Source organism: Micromonospora sp. DT233, from assembly GCF_049841815.1.
Classification (GTDB): domain Bacteria; phylum Actinomycetota; class Actinomycetes; order Mycobacteriales; family Micromonosporaceae; genus Micromonospora.
This window is the reverse complement of the sequence record NZ_JBNCLB010000010.1, coordinates 136997-160125: the sequence shown is the minus strand read 5'-3', so window position 1 is coordinate 160125 and position 23129 is coordinate 136997. Positions and strand designations below refer to the sequence as shown.

The 23129-nt window shown below is 74.8% G+C and carries 12 protein-coding genes; 10 read left to right on the top strand and 2 right to left on the bottom strand.

Going from position 1 to position 23129, the window contains the following annotated elements:
- The first annotated feature begins 162 nt into the window (after window positions 1–162).
- Both ACLQ2V_RS21120 and ACLQ2V_RS21115 read left to right on the top strand, forming a co-directional pair.
- Entirely contained in the window at window positions 163–3006 is a 2844-nt protein-coding gene (locus tag ACLQ2V_RS21120; RefSeq protein ID WP_425720259.1) for an AAA family ATPase, read from the top strand.
- 511 nt (window positions 3007–3517) lie between these two features.
- The gene (locus ACLQ2V_RS21115) at window positions 3518–6427 is read left to right on the top strand and encodes an AAA family ATPase (RefSeq protein WP_425720258.1); all 2910 of its coding nucleotides are present in this window, start codon (window positions 3518–3520) and stop codon (window positions 6425–6427) included.
- Window positions 6428–6645: 218 nt separating this feature from the next.
- On the opposite strand, the gene ACLQ2V_RS21110 is transcribed toward ACLQ2V_RS21115, so the two are convergent.
- Window positions 6646–10518, bottom strand: coding sequence for a ricin-type beta-trefoil lectin domain protein (locus tag ACLQ2V_RS21110; RefSeq protein ID WP_425720257.1), 3873 nt, complete (start codon window positions 10516–10518; stop codon window positions 6646–6648).
- A 383-nt stretch (window positions 10519–10901) separates the two neighbouring features.
- Here ACLQ2V_RS21110 and ACLQ2V_RS21105 point away from each other — a divergent pair, with 383 nt between their 5' ends.
- The 8 genes from ACLQ2V_RS21105 to ACLQ2V_RS21070 all read left to right on the top strand — a co-directional run bounded on the left by ACLQ2V_RS21105 (window position 10902) and on the right by ACLQ2V_RS21070 (window position 22224).
- Window positions 10902–11660 carry a thioesterase II family protein gene (locus tag ACLQ2V_RS21105; protein ID WP_425720256.1) on the top strand — a complete coding sequence of 253 codons (759 nt, stop codon included), beginning with the start codon at window positions 10902–10904 and terminating at the stop codon, window positions 11658–11660.
- 1133 nt (window positions 11661–12793) lie between these two features.
- Complete coding sequence (locus ACLQ2V_RS21100; RefSeq protein ID WP_425720255.1) at window positions 12794–15064, top strand: TRAP transporter permease; 2271 nt, start codon at window positions 12794–12796, stop codon at window positions 15062–15064.
- Window positions 15061–16080 (top strand): TAXI family TRAP transporter solute-binding subunit, encoded by a 1020-nt coding sequence (locus ACLQ2V_RS21095; RefSeq protein WP_425720254.1) that lies wholly within the window; start codon window positions 15061–15063, stop codon window positions 16078–16080. The genes ACLQ2V_RS21100 and ACLQ2V_RS21095 overlap by 4 nt, the downstream gene beginning before the upstream one ends.
- A gap of 53 nt (window positions 16081–16133) precedes the next feature.
- Window positions 16134–18944 carry a nitrate- and nitrite sensing domain-containing protein gene (locus tag ACLQ2V_RS21090; protein WP_425720253.1) on the top strand — a complete coding sequence of 937 codons (2811 nt, stop codon included), beginning with the start codon at window positions 16134–16136 and terminating at the stop codon, window positions 18942–18944.
- Complete coding sequence (locus ACLQ2V_RS21085; protein ID WP_425720252.1) at window positions 18941–19333, top strand: roadblock/LC7 domain-containing protein; 393 nt, start codon at window positions 18941–18943, stop codon at window positions 19331–19333. The genes ACLQ2V_RS21090 and ACLQ2V_RS21085 overlap by 4 nt, the downstream gene beginning before the upstream one ends.
- On the top strand, window positions 19330–20376 hold the full coding sequence (locus ACLQ2V_RS21080; protein WP_425720251.1) for a TAXI family TRAP transporter solute-binding subunit: 1047 nt from the start codon (window positions 19330–19332) through the stop codon (window positions 20374–20376). The genes ACLQ2V_RS21085 and ACLQ2V_RS21080 overlap by 4 nt, the downstream gene beginning before the upstream one ends.
- Before the next feature lie 49 nt (window positions 20377–20425).
- Window positions 20426–21265: an MEDS domain-containing protein gene (locus ACLQ2V_RS21075; protein WP_425720250.1), complete on the top strand. Its 840-nt coding sequence runs from the start codon at window positions 20426–20428 to the stop codon at window positions 21263–21265.
- On the top strand, window positions 21262–22224 hold the full coding sequence (locus ACLQ2V_RS21070) for an anti-sigma factor RsbA family regulatory protein (RefSeq protein ID WP_425720249.1): 963 nt from the start codon (window positions 21262–21264) through the stop codon (window positions 22222–22224). The genes ACLQ2V_RS21075 and ACLQ2V_RS21070 overlap by 4 nt, the downstream gene beginning before the upstream one ends.
- 19 nt (window positions 22225–22243) lie before the next feature.
- Here the strand turns inward: ACLQ2V_RS21070 and ACLQ2V_RS21065 are convergent, their stop codons facing one another.
- Window positions 22244–23113: a S1 family peptidase gene (locus ACLQ2V_RS21065; RefSeq protein WP_425720248.1), complete on the bottom strand. Its 870-nt coding sequence runs from the start codon at window positions 23111–23113 to the stop codon at window positions 22244–22246.
- Window positions 23114–23129: the final 16 nt, after the last annotated feature.

Here is a 23129-nt window from a genome sequence, read left to right as displayed (position 1 = left end):
AATCTATGGCATCCGGGTTACCTTATGACGTTTGTCTATATTGCTAATACCGGATCGGATAGTGAATTGCCGGTCTCCGAGCATGGCCCGGCGCGATGACAGACCAAGGAAGGCGGCGCACCCGGTGACGGCGAACCACACGCCCCAGCCGAGGCCACGCCCATGGAGCTGACCGAACGCTCCGATCAGGTCGGCCTTCTGGAGCAGCGGCTCGCCGGCCTGCTCCGTCCCGTCGACCCGCTCGCCGAGGACCGCCCGGTCACCGTGCTGACCGGCTGTGTCGGCGCCGGCAAGACCGCCCTGCTGCAGGCCCTCGCCCGGCGGGCCGTCGCGTCCGGGGTCCGTCTTCTCGCGGCGAACGCCTCCCGCGCCGAGCGCACCGTCGGCCTGGAGGTCGTCCGGCAACTCATCCGGGCGGCACCGCTGGACGCCGACGAACGCACCCGCCTCTGGCGGCTGCTCGACGAGGCCGCTCTCGCCTGCGCCGAGCTGGCCGACGACGACCTGGACGGACCGGCCCGGATCACCGCGACGATCGGTGGCGCCCTGCTGGAGCTGGCCGCGCGAGGGCCGATCATCATCGCGGTCGACGACGTCCACCACGCCGACGTGCCGTCGCTGCGCTGCCTCGACTACCTGGCCCGGCGCGTCTCCGGCCTGCCCGTGCTGATCGTGCTGACCGAGGCCCCCCGGACCCGCCCCTGGCACCCCGAGGTCTACGCCGAGCTGCTGCAACCCGCGCGGCTGCACCGGATCCGGCTCCCCCTGCTCACCCGGGACGGGACGTACCAGGTGCTGGCCGACCGGCTCGGCATTCCGGCGGCCCGCACCGTCGCCGACGAGTCGCACCGCCTCAGCGGCGGCAATCCCCTGCTGCTGCGGGCGCTCGCCGACGACCACCTGGCGGCCGCCCCCCGCCGCACGGAGCGGCCGGAGGTCGGCGAGGCGTTCCGGGAGGCCGTGCTGAGCTGCCTCTACCGCTGCGAGTACCTGGTGCTCAAGGCCGCCCGGGTGCTCGCGGTGACCGAGGAGCCCCGGCACGGCACCCTGCTGCCCCAGCTCATCGACGTCCGCTCGGAGTCGAGCCTGCGGGCGATCGACGAGTCGACCAGCGCCGGTCTGATCGGCGAGAACGGGCTGCACCCGGTGGTCGGCCGCGCGGTGCTCGACGGCATGACCGCGCAGGAGCGCGCCCGGCTGCACCGCACGGCCGCCTGTCTGCTGCACGAGGACGGCGAGCCACCGGGCCGCATCGCCCGGCACCTGGCCCGCACCGACGACCTCAGCGAGCCCTGGATGGCCCAGGTGCTGCTCGACGCCGGTGAGCAGGCGTTGCTCGACGGGGAGGTGGACAGCGCGCTGCGCTTCCTGCGGCGCGCCAACCGCAACTGCGCCGACGACCACGTACGGGCGCGGATCCGCTCCGCGCTGGCCCGCGCCGAGTGGCGGCTCGACCCGCAGGCCGTGGTCCCGCACCTGATCGGCGTGGCCAGCGCCGTCCGGGCCGGGCACCTGAGCACCCGACTCGCCGCAGGGCCGATCCACTACCTGCTCTGGCACGGGGAGCTCGACCGGGCCCTGGAGCTGGTCCACCACCTCGGCGACCGCTCCGACAGCAACGATCCGCGTTCCGCCGCCGAACTGCTCGTCACCACCGGCTGGATCACCAGCCTCTACCCCGGCGTCAGCGTCGACCGGTCGACGCTCGCCCTGGCCGGCCGCAACCCACTCACCATCGCCAAGATCAAACGTCGGCTCCAGGGCATCACCATGGTCGCCTCGGTCCTGCAACGCGGCAACGTCGGCGCCGTCGAGCGCGCCGAGCGGGCCCTGGCCACGATCAGGCTCGACGACGAACGGGACATGTGGACCGCCGTCTGCGCCCTGATCACGATGATCTACGCCGATCGGCTGGACCTGGCCGGCGACTGGTGCGGCCGGTTGGAGCACCGCGCGACCGCGAACCGGCAGCCCACCCCGGCGGCGATGCTCGCCGCCCTCGACGCCGGGATCGCCGGCCGGCGCGGGGACCTGCCCCGGGCCCAGCAGATGGCCGAGAAGGCCCTGAGTCAGCTCTCCCCGAAGGGCTGGGGCGTGGTGATCGGGATACCGCTGGCCATCCGGCTGCACGCGCTGACCCTGATGGGCGAGCTCGACGCGGCGGCGGCCTGCCTGCAGGTGCCGGTGCCGCCGAGGCTCTTCGAAACCCCCTTCGGGCTGCACTACCTGCACGCCCGTGGCCTGCACGCGCTCGCGTCCGGCAGCCCGGAGAGCGCCCTGGCCGACTTCCAGCTCTGTGGGCAGCTGATGACCTCGTGGGGGCTGGACCTGCCGGCCCTGATCTCCTGGCGGACCGAGGCGGCCCGGGCCCTGCTCCAGCTCGGCCGGCACCGGCAGGCCGAGAAGTTGGTCCAGGAGGAGCTGCACCGGATGTCCCCCACCCACCTTCGGCCCCGGGCCGTCGCCCTGCGGGTGTTGGCCGCGGCGCAGGACGGCAGGGACCCGATCCCCCACCTGCGCAGCTCGGTGCTGCTGCTGCGCCAGTGCGGCGACCGCAGCGAGCTGGCGCACAGCCTCACCGACCTGGGGCACGCCTACCAGCAGGCCGGTGACCTTCACCAGGCCCGCAAGGTCACGCGGGCCGCCCGGACGCTGGCGCAGGAGTGCGGCATCCCGTCCTTGGAGCCCGGCCTCACCGTCGCCCGCCCCGGGTCGAGCGAGGACGGCGTCGACGTGCCGATCCCGATGGCGGGGCTCAACGACACCGAGACCCAGGTGGCTGTCCTGGCGGCGCAGGGCCACACCAACCGGGAGATCGCCAAGCAGCTCTTCCTGACGGTCAGCGCCATCGAGCAGCGGTTGACCCGGATCTACCGCAAGCTCGACGTCAACTCCCGACACGAGCTCTCCGCCCGGCTGCGGCTGAACCGGCCCGCCGGGACGCCGGCCGACCGACGGGGCACCGCCCGCGCCCACCCGGGCCCGGACGGCGGCCGGCCGATCTGATCGGCGCCCCTGTCCCGTCGGCGGCCCGGTGTCGTCGGCGGCCCTACCGTGTCTTCGGCGCTGTCGGGTCCGACGGCGGGACGAGCGATCCGGTCCCGGCGCGACACCGACCGGAGGACACGGTCATCCCGATCGTCGCTCCCCCACCGTCCATGATGGTCGGTGCTGGTGGCCACCCGGTCGGATCCGACTCCCCTGTTGGGGCTTTTGGCAACCCCTAATCGTCGCCCGCACCCACAGGTTTGACCGCGAAACGATGGGGTCTCGCGCCCGTTGTCGCACCCCCGGCCCGGTGCCAGACTCGCTTGGACGTCGAATCGCTCGCTGGGGAGCGCGGTTCGGCAGGGGATCGTCCGGATCCACCCGGCAGGCGCCCGGTGCGCTCTGCCATCCGCCCGTGGGGCGTGCGGTGGCGAAGGGGCGGCGGTCCGGCTTTGGGGGGCGGCGTCGGCCAGTTGCGGTGACGCCGGTTCGACGTCGCGTACGAGAAGGGCTGACACGAGTGGTGCTGGTGCAGCGAGAGGAACAGCTCAACCGCCTCCGGGAGGCGTTCCTGGCCTGTCAGGAGCAGACGCGCGGGCACGTCGTGCTGGTGACCGGCGCGGTGGGCAGCGGCAAGACGAGCCTGTTGGAGACGTTCGGCGAGTGGGCGGCAACCGCCGGCGGGAGGGTGCTCTGCGCCGCGGGTTCCCGGGCGGAGCGGGGCCTGCACCTGGGGCTGCTGGGGCAGCTGTTCCACAGCGCCCGGCTCGACCCCGAGGTGGCGAGCCGGGTTCAGGGCCTGATGCGCGACACCGCCCACGCCCTGTCGGAGTCCGGCGGCGATCTGGCCGGCGGGCCGCACGTCGGCGGCGATCAGGGGTGGGCGCCCCTGTTGCACGGCCTCTTCACCGCACTGCTCGACCTCGCCGACGCCGGGCCGCTGGTGCTGGCCGTGGACGACGTGCACCACGCCGACCCGGCGTCACTGCACTGCCTGCTCTACGTCACCCGCCGGCTGCGCCACGCCCGGATCATGGTGTTGCTGGCCGAGGCCGCGACGCAGCGACCGCCGCACCCGCAGTTCCGCGCCGAGCTGCTCAGCCAGCCGTACTTCTCGCGGATCGGCCTGCCGCCGCTGACCCTGGACGGGGTCGCCCGGCTGATCGACGAGAACGGTGGGGCCACCGCCCTGCGGGCCGCCGAGCGCTGCCTGCGGATGACCGGCGGCAATCCGCTGCTCGTCCGGGCGCTGATCGGCGAGCGCTGCCGAGCCGGGGCGGGCGACGACCCGACCCCCGCCGCACTCGACGGCACCGCGTTCGACGGCGGCCCGTCCGACGGCACCGCACTCGACGGCACCGCGCTCGACGGCGGCCCGTCCGACGGCGACGCGTTCGACCAGGCCGTGCTCGGCTGCCTCTACCGGCACGAGCCGGCGGTCCGCCGGGTGGCGCAGGCGCTGGCCGTGCTGAACCGCCCCGCCCCCACGGAACTGCTCGGTCACCTGCTCGACATGGTGCCGGAGTCCGCCGCCCCGGCGGTGCGGGTGCTGCGTTCCTCCGGGCTGATGGACGCCGAGCAACTGCGCCACCCTCGCATCACCCGCGCGATCCTCGCCGACATGTCCTCCGCCGAGGCCCGCGGCCTGCATCGGCGGGCCGCAGAGGTGCTGCACGAGCACGGCGTCGAGGCCGGCGTGGTCGCCGAGCACCTCATCGCCGCCGGATGGGCCGAGGCGGCCTGGGCGGTGCCGGTGCTCTCCACCGCCGCCGCGCACGCCCTGGCGTCGGGCCGGCCGGACATGGCATCGGCCTGCCTGCGGCTCGTGGGCCGCGTCGAGGTCGACGAGCAGCAGCGCGCGGCGACGACCGCGATGCTGGTCAACGCCCGCTGGCAGGTCAACCCGTTGGCCGTGGACGGGCACCTGACCGAACTGGTGGACGCCGCCCGCGCCGACGGCTGGTCCACCGACGCGGCGCTCTCCGCCGTGCCGTACCTGCTCTGGCAGGGGCGCACGGAGGAGGCCACCGAGGCGGTCAGCGGGTTCTCCCCCGAGGGCGGCCACGGGCCCACCGCCAACGTCGCCGGTCGGTTGCGGGCCATGCAGCTGCTGGTCTCCCTCTCCCACCCCGACCAGTTGGCCTCCGTACGCCAGACCCCGAGCACCTGGAGCCGGGTGGGGATCGCGCCGACCACGATCAGCCCGCAGCTTCAGGCGGTGACGGTGCTCGGCGCGGTGCTGATGCCGACGGGTGAGAACGACCCGGTGGCCGCCGCCGAGCAACTGCTGCACCGGCACCACACCGACGACGGCGCGCTCGGGCTGCTCACGGCCCCGCTGTTGGCGCTGCTCTGGGCGGGCCGCCCGGACCGGGTGGCGGCCTGGAGCGATCTGCTGCTCGACCGGGTGGCGGTGCGGCACGCCCCGGTCTGGCGTGCCGTCGTCCGGGCGGCACGGGCGGAGGCGGCCCTGCGCCTCGGCGACCTGCCCGGCGCGGAGCAGCACGCGCGGGCGGCGCTGGCGGACGTCCCCGCCCCGGCCTGGGGCGTGGCGATCGCCGCCCCGCTGGCCACGCTGATCGCCGCCGCGACGGAGGCGGGCCGGTTCACCGAGGCCGACCGCTGGCTGGCCCATCCGGTGCCGGACGGGATGTTCCGCACCCCGCTGGGCCTGCACTACCTGGCCGCGCGGGGCCGGCATCACCTGGCGGCGGGCCGGCCGCACGCGGCAAACGCCGACCTGCGCCGGTGCGGCGAGCTGATGCGCGCCTGGCGCCTCGACGTGGCCGGGCTGGTGCCGTGGCGGCTGGAGCTGGCCCGGGTGCAGCTCAGCGTCGGCAACAAGACGCACGCCACCCAACTGCTGCAGGAGCAGCTCCGCCTGCCGCACGGGGTCGACGAGCGGACCCGGGGCCGGGCGCTGCGGCTGCTGGCCGGCACCGCCGCCCCGGAGCACCGGCGCAAGCTGCTCTCCGAGTCGGTCAACCTGCTGCAGAGCTGCGGCGACCGGCTGGAGCTGGTGCGGGCCCTCGGCGACACCGGGCAGAGCCTGCAACGGGCCGGCGACTCGGCGCGGGCCCGGTTGCTGGTGCGCCGGGCCTACCAGCTCGCGCAGGACTGCGGCGCCTCGGTGCTGGCCCAGCGGCTGATCCGGCGGGAGCCGGGCGACCCGCTGCCCCCGGCGTTCGCGGTGAGCCCCGAGGGGCAGGAGCCCGACGACGGGCTCAGTGAGGCCGAACGCCGGGTGGCCGCGCTGGCCGTCCAGGGCCACACCAACCGGCAGATCTCCAGCAAGCTCTTCATCACGGTGAGCACGGTGGAGCAGCACCTGACCCGGGTCTACCGCAAGCTCGACGTGAAGCGGCGCACCGACCTGCCGGCCCGGCTCGTCGCGTACGCGGAGCCGGTCACGGAGCAGCCCCAGGGCGCCGCGTCCTGACCCGGCCGAGGGGGCGTCGCGGTGGTCGCCCACCGCGACGCCCCTCATCGCGTACGAGGCAAAGCTCTTGGGGTGCAGTCGTTGCTGCCCTGGCGACATGAAACGCACCCGGAGGCGCGGCGGAAGCAGCCGGGTTGCTGCTGCTCCTGCTCGGCGGCGCGCAGGACGTTCCGGGCGGCGGTCGGCCGGGCCGCGTGCTGCGGCCCGGCCGACGCTTGTCAGGCTCGGACCGGCAGCGTCCACCCGCTACCCGAGCAGGCCCCCAGGTAGAGGCCGGCCAGGTCGTTCGGGCTGGGCGCGGTCAGGCAGAGGCCGGAGGCGGTGTGCTTCACCGCGTTGCCGGACTCGACCGTCCAGACCTGCGCCGCGTTCGTGCTGCTGCACGTGGCGGTGCCCACCTGCGTGCCGGACGCCGTGCCGCCGCCGAGCGGCATGACGCAGCTGTCCCCGGCCGCGATGCGGCCGTCGGCGCGCATCGTCCAGAGCTGCGCGCCGGTGTAGTTGCACCCGTACAGCCACAGGCTGCGGTTCGGGCCCCCACCGTCGACGCAGTAGCCGGCCGGGTGGATGATCAGCCCGGCCTGGCCCGGCGCGACGATCAGCCAGACGAACGACGCGGTGGCCACGCCGGACGTCGACTGGGCGCGCACCGACACCGCGTACCGGCCCGTGGTGGTCGGCGTGCCGGTGAGCGTGGTGCCGGAGACGGTCATGCCGGCCGGCAGGCCGGTCGCGGTGACCGTCGGCGTCCCGCCGCTGGACGTGACGCCGAGCGCCAGCGACACCGCCCTGCCGGTGACGGACTGCTGCGGGATCGGCGTGGTGATGCGCGGTGCGGTGGGCAGCGCCCACATCTGCAGCTCCGTCGCCGCACAGTTCGCGATCGTGAACTGCACGTCGTACGCCAGCGACGGCGCGGTCAGGCACTTGCCGGAGGCCGGGTTGCGCAGTTCGCCGTTGGCGGTCGCCTGCCAGACCTTGTCGACCGCCCCGTCGCAGGTGCGGCGGGTGACGAGCGCGGCGGCGGTCAGGCAGCCGTCCTGCACCTGCAGCGCGCCGTCCGGGCGGACCACCCACTGCTGGGTGCCGCTGTCGCTGCACCACCAGACCAGGATCGGGTTGCCGTCCGTGGTCCCGCCGCGCGAGTTGTCCAGGCACCAGCCGCTCGAATTGCGGATCTGGCCGTGGAAGACGACCCACTGGAACGCCGTGGCGCCGATGCCGCCGGCCGAGTCGGTGACCGTGACGATCGCCTCGTTGAATCCGATGGTGGCGGGCGTGCCGGAGAGCACGCCGGTCGCCGCGTTCAGGGTCAGGCCGGGCGGCAGGCCGGTGGCCGCGTACCGGCTGATGGGCTGCGCCGACTTCGCGCTGACGGCGAGCGTCGGCGCGTTGGTGGTCGCCCACTCCTGCTTGGCGATGCCGCCGAGCACGACCGGGGCGGTCGGCAGGTTCCAGACCTGACCGGCGCGGGTGGCACAGGTGTCGATCGTGAGCTTGACGTCGTTGTCCCCGCCCGGGGCCGTGAGGCACTTCCCGGTCGCGGTGTGCCGCAGCGTGCCGCCGGAGACGGCCCAGACCTGCGCCGCCGCGGTGCCGCAGTCACTCAGCACGACGGAGACGCCGTCGGCCGCGATGGTGATGCACTTGCCGAACACCTCGAGGCGGCCGTCGGAGCGCGCCGTCCAGAGTTGCGCGGTGCTGGTGTTGCAGTCGTGCAGCTGGATCTGGCGGCCGTTCGTGTTGTCGGCGTTGGGCAGGTCCGCGCAGCGGCCGTTGACGCCGAGGATCCGGCCGTGGCCGACCTGCCAGGTGAAGGAGGCGGTGCCGGTCCGGCCGGCCTCGGTGGTCACGGTGAGGGTGACGGCGTACGTCCCGATCGTGCTGGCCGTACCGCTGATCATCCCGGTCGTGGCATTGATCGACAGCCCGGTGGGCAGCCGGGTCGCCGACCAGGTGAGCCGCTGCGTGCTGTCCAGGTTGGAGGCGAAGACGGCCTTGCGGATCGTGGTGCCCCGGACCGTGCCCTGGAAGTTGGGGTTCTCCACCGAGACCACGTCCGTGCCCAGGCCCGACGGCGCCCGGAACACCTGGAGCGCTCCGGTGCCGCAGGTGGTCAGCGACAGCAGCGCGTTCCAGTCGGCGGACGCGGCGGTCAGGCACCTACCGGTGGCCGGGTTGACCACCTGGCCGTTGCTGCGCGCGGTCCAGAGCTGCGTCGTGGCACCGGCACAGGTGCGCAGCACCACCGGGGAACCGGCGGTCATGCACTTGCCCTGCACCTCGAAGCGGCCGTCGGCGTGCGCGGTGAAGATCTGCGCGTTGTTGTTGGCCCCGCAGGGGAAGAGCTGCAGCGGGTTGCCGTCCGTGGTGTTGCTGCTGGTGTTGTCCACGCAGAGCGAGCCCGGCCCGCCGAGCGCGCCCCGGCCCAGGATCACGTTCCAGCGGAACGACGTGCTGGTGCTGACGCCGGCCGCGGTGGTGGCGGTGACCAGCACGGTGCTGGTGCCGCCGGTGGTGCTGGTGCCGCTGATCACGCCGGTCGTGGTGTTGATCGACAGGCCGGCGGGCAGCCCGGTGGCGGCGAAGCGGACCGCGCTCGGCGCGCTGATCTTCCGCAGCGTCACCGCCTGGCCGACCGCCGTGAACTGCGCGCCCGGGTTCGTGATGGCGGGGGTGCCGCAGCGCGCGTTGAGCAGCCGGTCCGGCGAGTTGGCCCCCGGGTCGGAGATCAGCCCGGTGGTGGCGCAGCCGACCAGCGCGTCGCGGACCTGCGCGGGGGTGGCCGACGGGTGCCCGGCCAGGTACGCGGCGGCGGCCCCGGCCACGATCGGCGAGGCCAGCGACGTGCCGCCGGAGGTCGTCGTCGCGTCGTCGGCCGTCCAGGCACCGGTCCTGATGTCGGTGCCGGGGGCGAAGATGTCGACGCAGGAGCCGTAGTTCGAGAAGCCCGCGCGACGGTCCCGGTCGTCGGTCGCGCCGACCACGATCGCCTCGGCCACGCGCTGCGGCGAGGTCTCGCACGCGCCGTTGTTCGAGTTGCCCGCCGCGATGACGTACGTGACGCCGGCGGCGACCGACGCGCGGATCGCGTTGTCCAGCGCGTCCTGCGCGCCGGTGGACCAGCTCATGTTCACCACGGCCGGGCGGGGCGCGCTGGCGGTGACCCAGTCGATCGCGGTCAGCGCGTCGGCGGCCGCACCGGCGCCGTCGCACCCGAGCACGCGTACGGGGTGCACGGTCGACTTCTTCGCCACGCCGTAGGTGGTGCCGGCGGCCGCGCTGGCCACGGCGGTGCCGTGCCCGCCGCAGTCCTCGTGGTCGGTGCCGGGGATGCTGGCCCCGATCCGGCCGGTGAACTCGGTGTGCGTGGTGCGCACGCCGGTGTCGAAGACGTAGACGTGCGCGCCGGCGCCGTCGTTGTCGTAGTCGTAGGTGCCGCTGAGGGGGCGGCCGGGCTGGTCGACCCGGTCCAGGCTCCAGGAGGGGCCGACCTGGGTGCCGGCGGCGGCGACCACGAGGTCCGGCCGGACGGACGCCACGCGCGGGTCGTGCGCGAGCCGCTCGGCGTCGGCGGCCGACAGCCGTACGGAGAAGCCGTGCAGCGCTGCGGTCCAGACGTCGCCGAGCCGGCCCGAGTAGTCGGCGGCCAGGTCACGCGCGTCCGAGCGGATCCGGGCGGCCTCGTCGGCTTCGACGGTGACGAGGTAGCTACCGGAGATCTCCGTACCGGCTCGCGCAGCGACGCCCTTCACTGTCCCGGGCGGGGTGGTGGCCTTCGCGGCACTGGCCGTGGCGGCGGGCTGCCCGGTCGTGGGCTGCCCTGCGGCGGGTCGTCCGGCGGCGACCGGCACGGCTGCGGGTGCGGCGTCCGCGCGCTGCGCCGGGGCGGGGGCGGCCGGCTGGCCGGTGGGCGCCTGGGCGGCCGAGGGCTCACCGGCCCGGCTGGCCGCCGAGGAGGTGTCCGGGTCGAGCAGGCGCGGCGTGACCGCCGCGGCGGTCAGGGCCAGCAGCGGGAGCACCAGCAGCCCGCCGGCCAGCGGCAGGAGACGGTGCCGCGGCGCGATGCCCGGCTTTCGGAGACGTTTCATGCAGGCGCTTCTCCCGATCGAGGGTGGTGATCATTTACCGTACGAAGTGGTCAGACCGGCCCGCGTCCGGACGAGCCGGGAGCAAGGTCCTACTACGGCCGACCACCCGGGAAGTAGGACACTTCCCGCATCGATACGGGCGACGGCCGGCCCGGGTTCACGTCCTGCGCAAGATCGAGGTTGAGCCGGTCCGGCCGTCGCGCTGCCGCAGGCCCCCGGCCCCGCCGTCGGGACGCCTCAACTCCCGGCCGTGACCTGCGGCAGCGCTGGATGGCAGTCGCCAGGGTGGCCGGGAGCGGGGGCGGGCGACTACCGTCCGGGTCCTGATCGCACCCGGGTCGCCGCAATCGCGGCACCACCAGCGCTGGAAGGATCGCGTCTCGATGACCGACTCAGACGACGCCCAGTGGGTCCGCCGGTTCCATCCGGCGTCGGCCGGGGCCCGGCGGTTGGTGTGCCTGCCGCACGCCGGTGGGTCCGCCAGCTTCTACTTCCCGGTCTCCCGCGCGCTGTCGCCGGCCGTCGAGGTCCTCGCGATCCAGTATCCGGGGCGGCAGGACCGTGGCCACGAGCCGTGCGTCGAGAGCGTCCCCGAGCTGGCCCGCCGGGTGTTCGCGGCGCTCCGACCCTGGCTGGACGAGCCGCTGGCGATCTTCGGGCACAGCCTGGGCGCGAGCGTCGGCTTCGAGCTGGCCCGGCTGATGGAGGCCGAGCACGGCACCCCGGCCGCGCACCTGTTCGCCTCGGGGCGGCGGGCCCCGTCGGTCGCCCGGCACGAGACGGTGCACCTGCTCGACGACGAGGGCCTGCTGGCCGACGTACGCAGGCTCAGTGGCGCGCTCTCGGCGGTGCTCGACGACGCCGAGCTGCTGCGCGCCGTGCTGCCGGCGATCCGCAGCGACTACCGGGCGGCCGAGACCTACGAGTACGTGCCGGGGCCGAGGCTGACCTGCCCGGTGACGGTCTTCACCGGTGACGCCGACCCGAGGACGACGGTCGACGAGGCCAAGGCGTGGGAGCGGCACACCACCGGCCCGTTCGACCTCCAGGTCCTCCCGGGTGGGCACTTCTTCCTGACGGAGCACCAGCCGGCGGTCCTGCGTACCGTGTCGACGACCCTGGCCCGCACCCCGCTCCGCTGACCCCTCCTCGGCGAGCCGGCCGGGGCCATCACCTTCCACGCAGCAAGTGCGCCGCCCGGGATCGCCGCAGCGGGTGGGCCTGATCCTCCAGCTGATCGGCGCGGTGGTCCACCACCTGCGCGCCCGGAACCCGCTGCCGCCCCTCGTGTTCGCGGCTGACGGCCGGCGCGGTCGCGGCCGGCGCGGTCGCGGCCGGCGCGGTCGCGGGGCATCACCCCTCCCCGGAGGGGTCAAGATCCGCGCATCTTCGGGGAAAATGCTGGCTGGACGCCCCATCGAGGCAGCATTTTCAGGGAAAATGCGCGGATCTTGGGGCTGTGGAGGGGTTTCGGGGTCGGCGGGGTGGGGTCGTCCGTCGGGGTGGGGTCGTGCGGGGGGGTCGTGCGGGGGGGCGGCCGCTCGGAGGCCCCGGACCTCACGGGCGACCAAGCCGGTGTCAGCAATTCATGGGTGTCCGATCAGCGCGCGACGAATCCACGCGTCGCGTCATTCGGGCAGCATGAATGCACGCGCCGCTTGATTGGGGCGACACGGATCCGCGCGCCGGCCAACCGGCCCAGTATGGATCCGCAGCGGCCAATCCGAGAATCACCGAACCAGATGCGGCGAAATCGGCGCACCACGGACCCGCGCGCCACCCGATCCACGCGCCTCAGCCGGACGTGTCCCAGGCGCTGATTCGGCGCACTGTGGACTCGCCGGACCAGTGTGCCGTATCCGGCGCATCCGCGTTGCCCCGTTCGGGCGGCCGCATCGCCGCGCGCCACGCGCACGTCACGGCACGCGCGCTGCGGCCCTCCGCGCCCTCCACTGTGGGGGGCGGGGCACCTCCGGGGCGACCCGCCGCGCTCGCGCGTTCCCGCCACGCGCGCGCCCGACCGCCGAATCTTCGGCGGACGAATTTATGGATTCCTTAAGGTTTTCCAAAAGGTAAACGTTGCAAAGACGGTCGCCCGGCCGCCCCGCCGGGGCCCCCCGAAAAAACCCTCATAAAATATCGAAGGCTATGTTCTTATTGCCGCCGAGTAGGCGTAACGTGCCGCTTCGTGTCATCGTCTGACCGATCATTCGACGGGACCGAGCCGACCGGTCCCGAGCCCTCCGACGCCCCGAGTCGCCTTGCGGTCGACACGGTGGACTGGCCCGTCCCCCCGCCACGGGCAGGCACCGCCTCCCACTCCCCCGGTGGGGAGACCACCCACCGGATCAGCGGCGAGCAGGTGGCGCGGGCCACCCGCGAGGCCCAGGAGCTGGCCGCCCAGTTCGAGGAGGACCGGCCCGGCCGGCAGCTCAAGGGGCCGGTCGGGGTGCTGCTCAGCGCCGCCGCGCTGGCCGTCGCGCTGCTCAGCCTCTGGCAGGTCTTCCGACCGCTGTCCCAGGGCAGCAAGTTCTACCTGATCATCTTCCTCGCCGGCGTGCTGCCACTGGTCTTCCTGGCGTACCCCGCCGGGCTGCGCACCCCCTGGCCCCTGCGCCGCCCGTCCACGGACGCGACGCCCGACGCGACGCCCGACGCGACGCCCGACGCGACGACATCCGACGCGACGACGCCCAACGGGACGACGCCCAACGGGACGACGCCCGACGCGGTGGCCAGCGGTGGGGCGGCCGGCGGGTCGCCCAGCCGGCTGGACTGGGCGCTCGCCGCGCTGGCCCTGGTGGTCTGCCTGTACCCGGTGCTGCCGCTGGCGATGGGCGGCGGGGGCGGCGGGTACGACGCCTTCCTCGACCGGCAGGGCCTGCTCGCCCCGATCGACGTGGTGCTGGGCACGGTGCTGCTCCTGCTGCTGCTGGAGGCGTGCCGGCGGGCGACCGGCTGGGTGCTGCCCGTGGTCTGCCTGGTCTTCCTCGGCTACGGCTACTACGGCGGGCTGCTGCCCCAGTCCTGGCCGGTGGCCCACGCGGGGCTGGACTTCACCCAACTCGTCGACGCGTTCTACAACTCCGACAGCGGCTTCTACGGCACCCCGTTGGACGTCGCCGCCTCGTACATCGTGCTCTTCACCATCTACGGCGCGGTGCTGGACCTCTCGGGCGCGGGCCGGTTCTTCGTCGAGCTCTCCGCCGGCGCGTTCCGCCGCTCCCGCACCGCCGCCGGGCGCACCGCCGTGGCGTCGGGGTTCCTGCTCGGCACGGTCTCCGGCTCCGGGGCGGCCACCACGGTCAGCATCGGCGCGGTGACCTGGCCGATCCTGCGCCGCGCCGGATACCCGGCCGAGCGGGCCGGCGGGATGCTGGCGGCGGCGGGGGTCGGGGCGATCCTCTCCCCGCCGACCCTCGGGGCCGCCGCGTTCATCATCGCCGAGTACCTGGGCGTGTCGTACCTGCGGGTGCTGGCCTGGGCCACCATCCCGACGGTCCTGTACTACCTGGGCATCCTGCTCTCCGTCGAGATCGACGCCCGGCGGTTCGGGGCCCGGCCGGTCACCATCGAGGTGGCCTCGGCGAAGCGGCTGCTGGCCCGCTCCGGGTACCACTTCGCCTCGCTCTTCGTCATCATCGGCGGCCTGGCGGTGGGGCTCTCGGCCACCCGCGCGGTGGTCATCGCGACCCTGGTCGCGGTGGGTTTGTCCTTCCTGGACCGCACCCACCGGCTCACCCCGGCCCGGCTGGTCACCGCCGCGGTCGCCGGGGTACGCGGGGTGCTCGCCGTGGCGGCGGTCTGCGCGGCGGCCGGCATCATCACCGCCACCACCACCAAGACCGGCCTCGGGCCGCAGGCCGCCGCGCTGCTGGTCGGCGGCGCGAAGGCGGTCAGCACCGATCCGACCATCGTCATCCTGCTCACCGCCGTGCTCGCGGCGGTGGCGCTGACCCTGCTCGGCCTGGCCGTCCCGGTCACCGCCTCCTTCGTCATCGGCTGGGTGATCATCGGGCCGGCGCTGCTGGACCTCGGGGTCGCCGCCCCCGCCGCCGCGATGTTCGTCTTCTACTTCGCCGTGCTCTCGGAGGTCTCCCCGCCGACCGCGCTCGCCGCGGTCGCCGCCGCCGCGGTCACCGGCGGCCGGCTGGTCGGCACCATGTGGCAGGCCCTGCGGTACGCGCTACCGGCGTACCTGGCGCCGATCGCGTTCGTGGTCACGCCGAACGGGCTGGGACTGCTGGCCACCGGCGGCCCGGGGCGGATCGCCTTCGCCACGGCCGCGTCCGCACTCGGTGTCGCACTGCTCGCCGTCGCCGCCGGCGGCTGGCTGCCCGGAGTCGGCCGGGCCGGTGGGCCCGAACGGATCCTCGGCGCGATCGCCGGGCTGACGCTGCTCTGGCTCGAACCTGTCCCCGTCGCGGTCGGCGTCGCGCTTGCCGCCGCCACCGTGACGGGTTGTCTGTTCCGACGCGGGATCGCCGCACAGTCCGGCGAACCGCGGGCCGGGAGACCGGCTGAACTGAGGGAGGAACCAACGTGAGGCGCACCAGCGCACGACTCGCGGCCGTCGCGAGCACGCTCGCACTCGTCGCGGCCGGCACCAGCGGCTGCGGCGGCAAGCAGGACGGGGCCGCCCAGGACGACGCGTCCAACGAGATCACCTGCTCCGTCGACAAGGACACCCGGATCGGCATCGCCACCGGCAACGCCACGGGCGTCTACTACGTCGTCGGCAACGCCCTGGCCAACCAGCTCTCGCCGGCCACCGGCGGCAAGCTGAGCGGCACCGCCGCCGAGACCGGCGCGTCGGTGCAGAACATCGAGCAGCTCGTCGCGGGCAACTACGACGTCGCGTTCTCGCTCTTCGACACCGCCGTCAACGCCGCGCAGGGCAAGGGCAGCTTCGCCGCGCCGCAGCCGGTCGAGGCGCTGGCCCGGATCTACGACAACTACACGCAGGTCGTGGTGCGGGCGGACTCGGGGATCAACTCGGTCGCCGACATGAAGGGCAAGCGGATCTCCACCGGCTCGCCGAAGTCCGGCACCGAGGTCATCGCCGAGCGGCTGCTCACCGCCGCCGGCCTCGACCCGGCCAAGGACGTCCAGGCGCAGCGGCTGGACCTCACCAAGACCGTCGACGGGATCAAGGACGGCAGCATCGACGGGCTGTTCTGGTCCGGCGGGGTGCCCACGGGCGGGCTCACCGACCTGTTCACCACCGCCGGGGAGAAGGTGAAGTTCATCGACATCAGCCCGCTGCTGCCGAAGCTGGCGGAGCTGAACCCGGCGTACCAGGCGGGCACCATCGCCAAGGACACCTACAAGACGGGCGCCGACACCCCGACCATCGTGGTGCCGAACGTGCTGCTGGTGCGCAAGAACCTGGACGCCAACGTCGCCTGCGCGGTGACCAAGGTGCTCTTCGAGAAGAAGGACGCCCTGGCCCAGGCCAGCCCGGCCGCCGCCGGGATCAGCCTGGACACCGCCCGCCGCACCGACCCGGTGCCGCTGCACCGGGGCGCCGCCAACGCGTTGAGCGCGCTCGGCGCGAGCTGAGCCGAGCCGACCACCGCCGGGCCCGGCCACCACGCCGGGCCCGGCGGCACCCCATGACCACCACCCCACCACCCACCGCCCCGGAGGCCCGCGTGCCGCAGCCAGGCACCGCCGACGTACGCCGGCACCACCGGCCCACGGACCGGACCAACCGGTTGTGGTCGGTGCGGACCCAACTGGTCGCGCCGATCCTGATCGCCACGGTCGGTCTGCTGGTGCTCGGCACCCTGCAGACCCGCACGGCCCTGGCCGCCACCGCCGACGCCGAGCGGGCCCGGGTGCTCGCCGGCACGGCCACCGCGACCGTACGACTCGTGCACGAGCTGGAGCGGGAGCTGGCCGAGACGGTCGCGCTGCGCCAGCGCGGCGGCGCGTCCGGCCGGGAGCTGGTCAACGCGCAGCGCCAACGGGTCGACACGGCGGTGCAGCGGTACGGCGGGGCCCGCGACGACGCCCGGCGGGCGGCACCGGCGCTGGTCGGGCCGCTGGACGGCGCGGACGGCCAACTCGCCCAGCTCGACGAGGCAAGGGAGTCGGCGCTCGGCCCCCGCCCCGCCGACCAGCTCTACGTGACCCTGGTCGAGACGCTGCTGGCCGTCGCCGACGCGCTCCCCGCCCAGCTGCGCGACACGGACCTGGCGAACGCGGCCCGCGAGGTGGCCGCCGTCGCCGCCCAGGAGCACTTCGCCGCGCTGGAACGGGACCTGCTGCGGGCGATCTTCTCCCGGGGCGCGCTGGAACCGGGCGAGCTGGCCCGGGTGGCCCAGCTGCGCGGGGGGCAGGAGCAGCGGCAGGCGGAGTTCTCCCGGATCGCCAGCCCCGACTCGTCGGCCATCTACAACCGGCTGCTCGACGGCCAGGACGTCGCCACCGCCCGCCGGCTGCGCGACGGCGCCCTGAACGCGGAGCAGAACCCGGAGGCGCTGGTCACCGACGGCGACGCCTGGTACGTGGCGCAGAGCGGGGTGATCCGCCGGTACAACCTGGTGGGCCGGGGCCTGTCCGAACAACTCGACCGGCAGGCGGCCGAGCTGGCCGGCGACGCCCGGCGCGACGCCGGGCTCAGCGCCGGGGTGACCGTGGCCGTGGCCGTGCTCGCCTTCGTCGCCGCGGGTCTGCTCGCGGTGCGTACCAGCCGCCGGTTGCGCCGGCTGCGGGCGGCCGCGCTGACCATGGCCCACCGGGAGTTGCCGGAGCGGATCACCGCCATCTCGGCCGGCGGCGGCCCCGGCAGGCCGCTGGGTGCCGCCGACGCCCAGGCGGACGAGGAGGGCTCCGCCCTCGCCCTGACCGCCGGCATCGCCCGGGGGCGCGACGAGATCGCCCAGGTGGCCGACGCCTTCGACACCGTCAACCGGGCGGCGTTGCGCCTGGCGGGGCAGCAGGCGGAGCTGCGGGTCGACATGACCCGGATGGCGGAGGCGCTGGCCCGGCGGATCCGTACCCTGATCACCCGGCAGCTGCGGCTGCTCGACGACTTCGAACGCGACGAGACCGACCCGGACGCGCTGGCCCGGCTCTTCGCCCTCGACCACCTCGCGGCCCGGCTGCGGCGCAACGGGGAGAACCTGCTGGTGCTGGCCGGCGGCGAACCCGGACGCGGGCAGCACGGCGCGCATCTGATCGCCGACGTGGTGACGGCCGCCGCCGCCGAGATCGAGGACTACACCCGGGTCGAGTCGGACCTGCCGCCGGTGGCCGTCGACGCGATGGTCGTGGGCAACCTGGTGCACCTGCTGGCCGAGCTGCTGGAGAACGCCACCGCCTACTCGCCGCCGCACGCGCCGGTGCGGGTCGACGGCCGGCGCACGCTCGACGGGCTGCTGCTGCGGGTGCACGACCGGGGCATCGGGATCAGCGCGAGCCGGCTCGCGGAGATCAACGAGCGGCTCCGCACGCCGGGCACGCTCTCCAGCGCCGCGGCGGGCAGCATGGGGCTGCACGTGGTGGCGCACCTGGCCGCCCGGCATCGCATCCGGGTCGCGCTGTTCAGCTCCGGCGCGGGCACCATGGCCACCGTCGAGCTCCCGGAGAGCGCCCTCACCCCGACGGAGCGGGTGGTCAGCCGGGCCGGGGCGGCCCCCGCCGTCCGACCGGCGGAGCGGGCGTCGGTGCCGGCGACGCCGCAGCGGCCGTCGATGACGGGGACCTGGTTCTCCCCCACGCGTACGTCCGCCGCAGCCCCGCCGGCCTGGCCGCCGACGCCGGTCGCCGGAGAGCTGACGGCGGGCCCCGAGCCGGCGCACTCCCCGCACTCCCCGCACTCCCCGACGGTGACGCTGCCCGTGCTGGGGGCGCGGGCGCAGTCCGGGCCGGCCGCGCCCGCCGGGCTGCCGGTCGGCGGCGGTGCGGCCTGGAACGTCGGGCCGACGTGGAGCGACGGCGCGGCCTGGCGCACCCGCACGGGCCCGGCCGCCACGGCAGGCGGCGGCGCGGCAGGCGGCGCGGCAGGGCAATACGGGACGCCGGGCACGCCGCCCGGCGCGGCACGGCAGCACGGCACGCCACCCGGCGCGGCACGGCAGCACGGCACGCCGGGCACGCCGCCGGGGCAGGCGACGCCGGCCCACGGGGTCTCGAACGGCGCGGGGGCGGGCCACGGGACGTCCGCCTACGCGACCCCGAGCGGCGGGGCCGCCGGCGGCTCGGCGGCGGGGCGCGCGGCGGGCGGCGGGGCGCTGCCGCAGCGCGTGCGGGGCAGCCAGCTCGCGCCCTCGCTGCCCGACGCACCGCCGGCCGCGCGGCAGTCGGACGACCTGCTGGACCCGGAACTCGTCCGGGCCCGACTCTCCGCGCTGGCCGAGGGCGTCGCGACCGCGATGCGCCGGGGCCAGCAGAGCGACCTCACCAGGAGAACCACATGAATCCGCAGCCGAGCAGCGGTCTGGACTGGCTGTTGGCCAGCTTCGCCACCCAGGTTCCCGACGTCGCCCACGCCCTCGCCGTCTCCGGGGACGGCCTCAAGCTGGCCGCCTCCCCCGGCCTGACCCCCGACCAGGTCGACCACCTCGCCGCCGTGATCAGCGGCCTGGCGAGCCTCACCATCGGCGCCGCCCGGTTCATGCACGCCGGTCGGGTACGCCAGCAGATCGTCGACATGGACGGCGGGGTGCTGCTGGTCATGTCGGTCGGCGACCGGGCGCTGATCGGCGTGCTGGCCGCGCCCGGCTGCGACCTCGGCCAGATCGGCTACGAGACGGCGATGCTGGTGCAACGGGTGGCCGAGGCCCTCGAACCGGCGGCCCGGTCGTGACCGCCCGCCGCACCCCGTCCCGCCCGGCGCGGGCCGTACCGGCGGCGACGGCTTCGCCGCGCTCCCCCGGGCGCTCCCGGCGGGTGGTCACCGCGCTGGTCTCGATGCTGGCCGTCCTGCTGGCGACCGGCTGCGGCTCCGACTCCGCGGCACCGCCGACGCCCTGGCACGAGGGGCGCATCTTCCTCGCCACCGGCAACACCACCGGCGTCTACTACCAGCTCGGCGGCGGGTACGCCGACCTGATCAGCCGGTACCTGCCCGGCTACGAGGCCCGCGCCGAGCCGACCGGTGCCTCGGGCGAGAACATCACCCGGGTCACCAGCGGCGACATGGAGATCGCGTTCAGCCTGGCGGACACCGCTGCGGACGCCACGGCCGGGCGGGACGCGTTCCAGGGCCGGCCCCAACCGATCCGCGCGTTGGCCCGGGTCTACAGCAACTACACGCACGTGCTGGTGCGCGCCGACGCCAGGATCAAGGGCCTCTCCGACCTGCGCGGCAAGCGCGTCTCCACCGGCTCTCCCCGCTCCGGCACGGACGTCATCGCCAGCCGGCTGCTGGCCGCCGCCGGGGTGGACCCGGAGCGCGACGTGAAGCGGGCCCGGCTCTCCCTGCCGGAGACCGTCGCCCGGATGCGGGCCGGCACCCTCGACGCGCTGTTCTTCTCCGGCGGGCTCCCCACGCCGGGCATCGCCGACCTGTTGGCCGCCGCGCCGGGGAAGTTCCGGTTCCTGCCGATCGCCAACCTGGTCGAGCCGCTGACCGCCGTGTACGGGCCCGTCTACACCACCGCCGACCTGCCCGCGAAGGCGTACGGGACGTCGAAGGCGGTGCCGACGGTGACGGTGGCGAACATGATCCTGGTCAGCGCCGACATGCCGGACCAGTTGGCGTACGACCTGACCGCGCTGCTCTTCGCCCACCAGACCGAGTTGGGTGCGGTGCACCCGGAGGGGCGCAACTTCAACCGGGGCGGCGCGGCCAACACCGACCCGATCCCACTGCACCCCGGCGCGTCCCGGTTCTACCAGCGCGGGTGACCGGCACTACCCTCGACCGACGGGCCGACGGTGGGCTTACAATGACGGCATGGGGCTGTACATGAACGCCGACGCGCGCCCCGTGCCGCCCGCCGGCCACGTCTGTTGGCGACGCGACGACCCGGCCGCCTTCCAGGCCGCCGCCCGGGCGTTCCTCTCCGCCGGCCTCGCCGCCGGCGAGCAGGTGTGGTACGTGGCGCAGCGGGACCCGGCCGCCGCGCTGGTCTGGCTGGCCGCCGTCCCCGGGTTCACCGACGCCCTGCGCGACGGGGCCGCCCGGCTCGTGGCGCTGGACGCCACCTACGTCGACGACCGGGTCGCCGACCCGGCCGCCCAGGTCCGGGCCTACGCGGAGGCGACCGAGGCGGCCCTGGCCGCCGGTCACACCGGGCTGCGGGTGGTCGCGGAGGCCACCGGGCTGGTCCGCACCCCCGGGCAGCGGGAGGCGTTCACCCGCTACGAGCACCTCATCGACCGGTACATGCGAGCCCACCCCTTCTCGGCGATGTGCGTCTACGACCCGCAGGAGTTGGCCGCCGGGGCGGTCGCGGAGCTGGCCTGCCTGCACCCGCGCAGCAACGCCGACGACGTGCTGTTCCGGCTCTACGCCGCCGACCAGGATCGGGCCGGCCTGGCCGGCGAGCTGGACCAGTCCACCCACGACCTGCTGGCCACCGCGCTGGACCGGGCCGACCTGCGGCCGGTCGACGGCCGGTTGGTGATCGACGCGACGCACCTGCGCTTCGTCGACCACCGCTCCCTGCTGCGCCTGGGTGAGCACGCCCGCGGCCTGGGCGCGGTGGCGGTGCTGCGCACGAACCGGGCCGCCACGGCCCGCCTCGTCGACCTGCTCGACCTACCCGACCTGCGGGTGGAGGCGGCCCGATGAGGACCGGCGCCGCCGCCGGCCATTGCGGTTACTTCCACGAGGCGGCCTGCTACGGCTCCGACGAGGAGCTGCTGGCGATCACCATGCCGTTCCTGCTCGGCGGGGTCGCCGCCGGCGAGCCGACGGTGGTCTCCTTCGGCGAGCGCAACACCGCCCTGCTCCGCCGGGCCCTGCCGGCCGACAGCGGCGTCACCTTCCTCGCCGGCGGGAACGTCTACGCCCGGCCCGCCGGCGCCATCCGGGCCTACCGGGAGCTGCTCGCCGGATACGTCGCCGCCGGGGCGCAGCAGATCCGCATCGTCGGCGAGCTGCCCCGGACCACGCTCGGGGTCACCTGGGACTGGTGGGCGCGGTACGAGTCGGCGATAAACGTCGCGTACGACGAGTTCCCGCTCTGGAGCATGTGCGCGTACGACACCCGGGTCACGCCCTCGACGGTGCTGGACGACGTGGCCCGCACCCATCCCCGACACGTCACCCCGGACGGCCGGCACGTGCCGAGCCCCACCTACACGGAGCCGACGGAGTACCTGCGGGAGGACCGGCCGCTGCTGCCCGACCCGCTCCAGTCGACGCCCCCGACGATCGAGTTGGCCCAGCCCACGGCCGCGCAGGCGCGCGCCGCCGTCTACGCCGCCGACCGGGGGCTGCTGCCTGGCGACGACATCGAGGATCTGGTGGTGGCGGTCAGCGAGACGGTGACCAACGCGCTGCGCCACGGTCAGTCGCCGGTCTGCCTGCGGCTCTGGGCCGGGCCGGACCGCATGGTGGTGACGGTCTCCGACTGCGGCGAGGGGCCGAAGGCCCCGTTCGCGGGGCTGCTGCCGATCACCGAGGGCACGGAGGGCGGGCTCGGCCTCTGGATCACCCACCAGTCCTGCAACCACGTCACCTCCCAGCGCGGGCCGGGCGGCTACACGCTGCGGCTGACGGCGGGGAACCCGCACTTCGTCGCCTGAGGCCGCCCGACCCACCGGGTCAGGGGATGCTCACCCCGTAGGCGGCCAGGATCTCGATGATCGGCTGGTAGTAGGTGGTGCCGCCGGAGGTGCAGTTGCCGGTTCCGCCGGAGAGGATGCCGAGGATCCTGCCGGTGGCGGCGACGTAGAGCGGGCCGCCGCTGTCGCCGGGCTCGGCGCAGACGTTGGTGCGGATCAGGCCGGCGACGGAGCCCTCGGCGTAGTTGACGGTGGCGTTGAGGCCGGTGATGGTGCCGCACCGCACGCCCGTGGTGGAGCCGCTGCGGCAGACGGCCAGGCCGATGACCGGCGTGCCGACGCCGGTGACGGGCAACGACCCCGGGTACGTGTAGACGGCGCTCGGGTGGGGGATCGTCGAGGAGGCGTAGCGCACGATCCCGTAGTCGTTGCCGGGGAAGCTGGTGCCGGTGCGGGAGCCGAGCAGCGTGGTGCCGGCGGCGTCGGCGTACCAGGTGGCGGCGAACGACGTGCAGTGCCCGGCGGTGACGAAGTAGTAGGTGCTGCCGCTGCGGACGTTGGCGCCCAGCGAGCAGCGGCCGCCGCCGCCGTGGATGCCCTGCCCGGCGGCGATCAGGGTGCGTAGCCGGCCCGGTTCGCGGTGGACCACCGCGCCGGTGCCGGCCAGCCGGGTACGCAGCCCGGCCAGGGCGCTGTCGCTGACCGTGTCGTCCACGGCGACGGTGCTGACGCCGGTGGCCGGGTCGACGGTCCACGCGGTGCCGACCGGCCCGGCGACGGGGGCGAGGGCGGGCGCGATGTCCGGCGCGGCGGCAGCGGATGGGGTGCCCGGCGCGGCGGCGTGGGCGACCGCCGGTGGGGCCAGCAGGGGGACGGCGAGCAGGAGGGCGAGCAGGGCGGAACGACGCATCCGAAGCCTCCACACA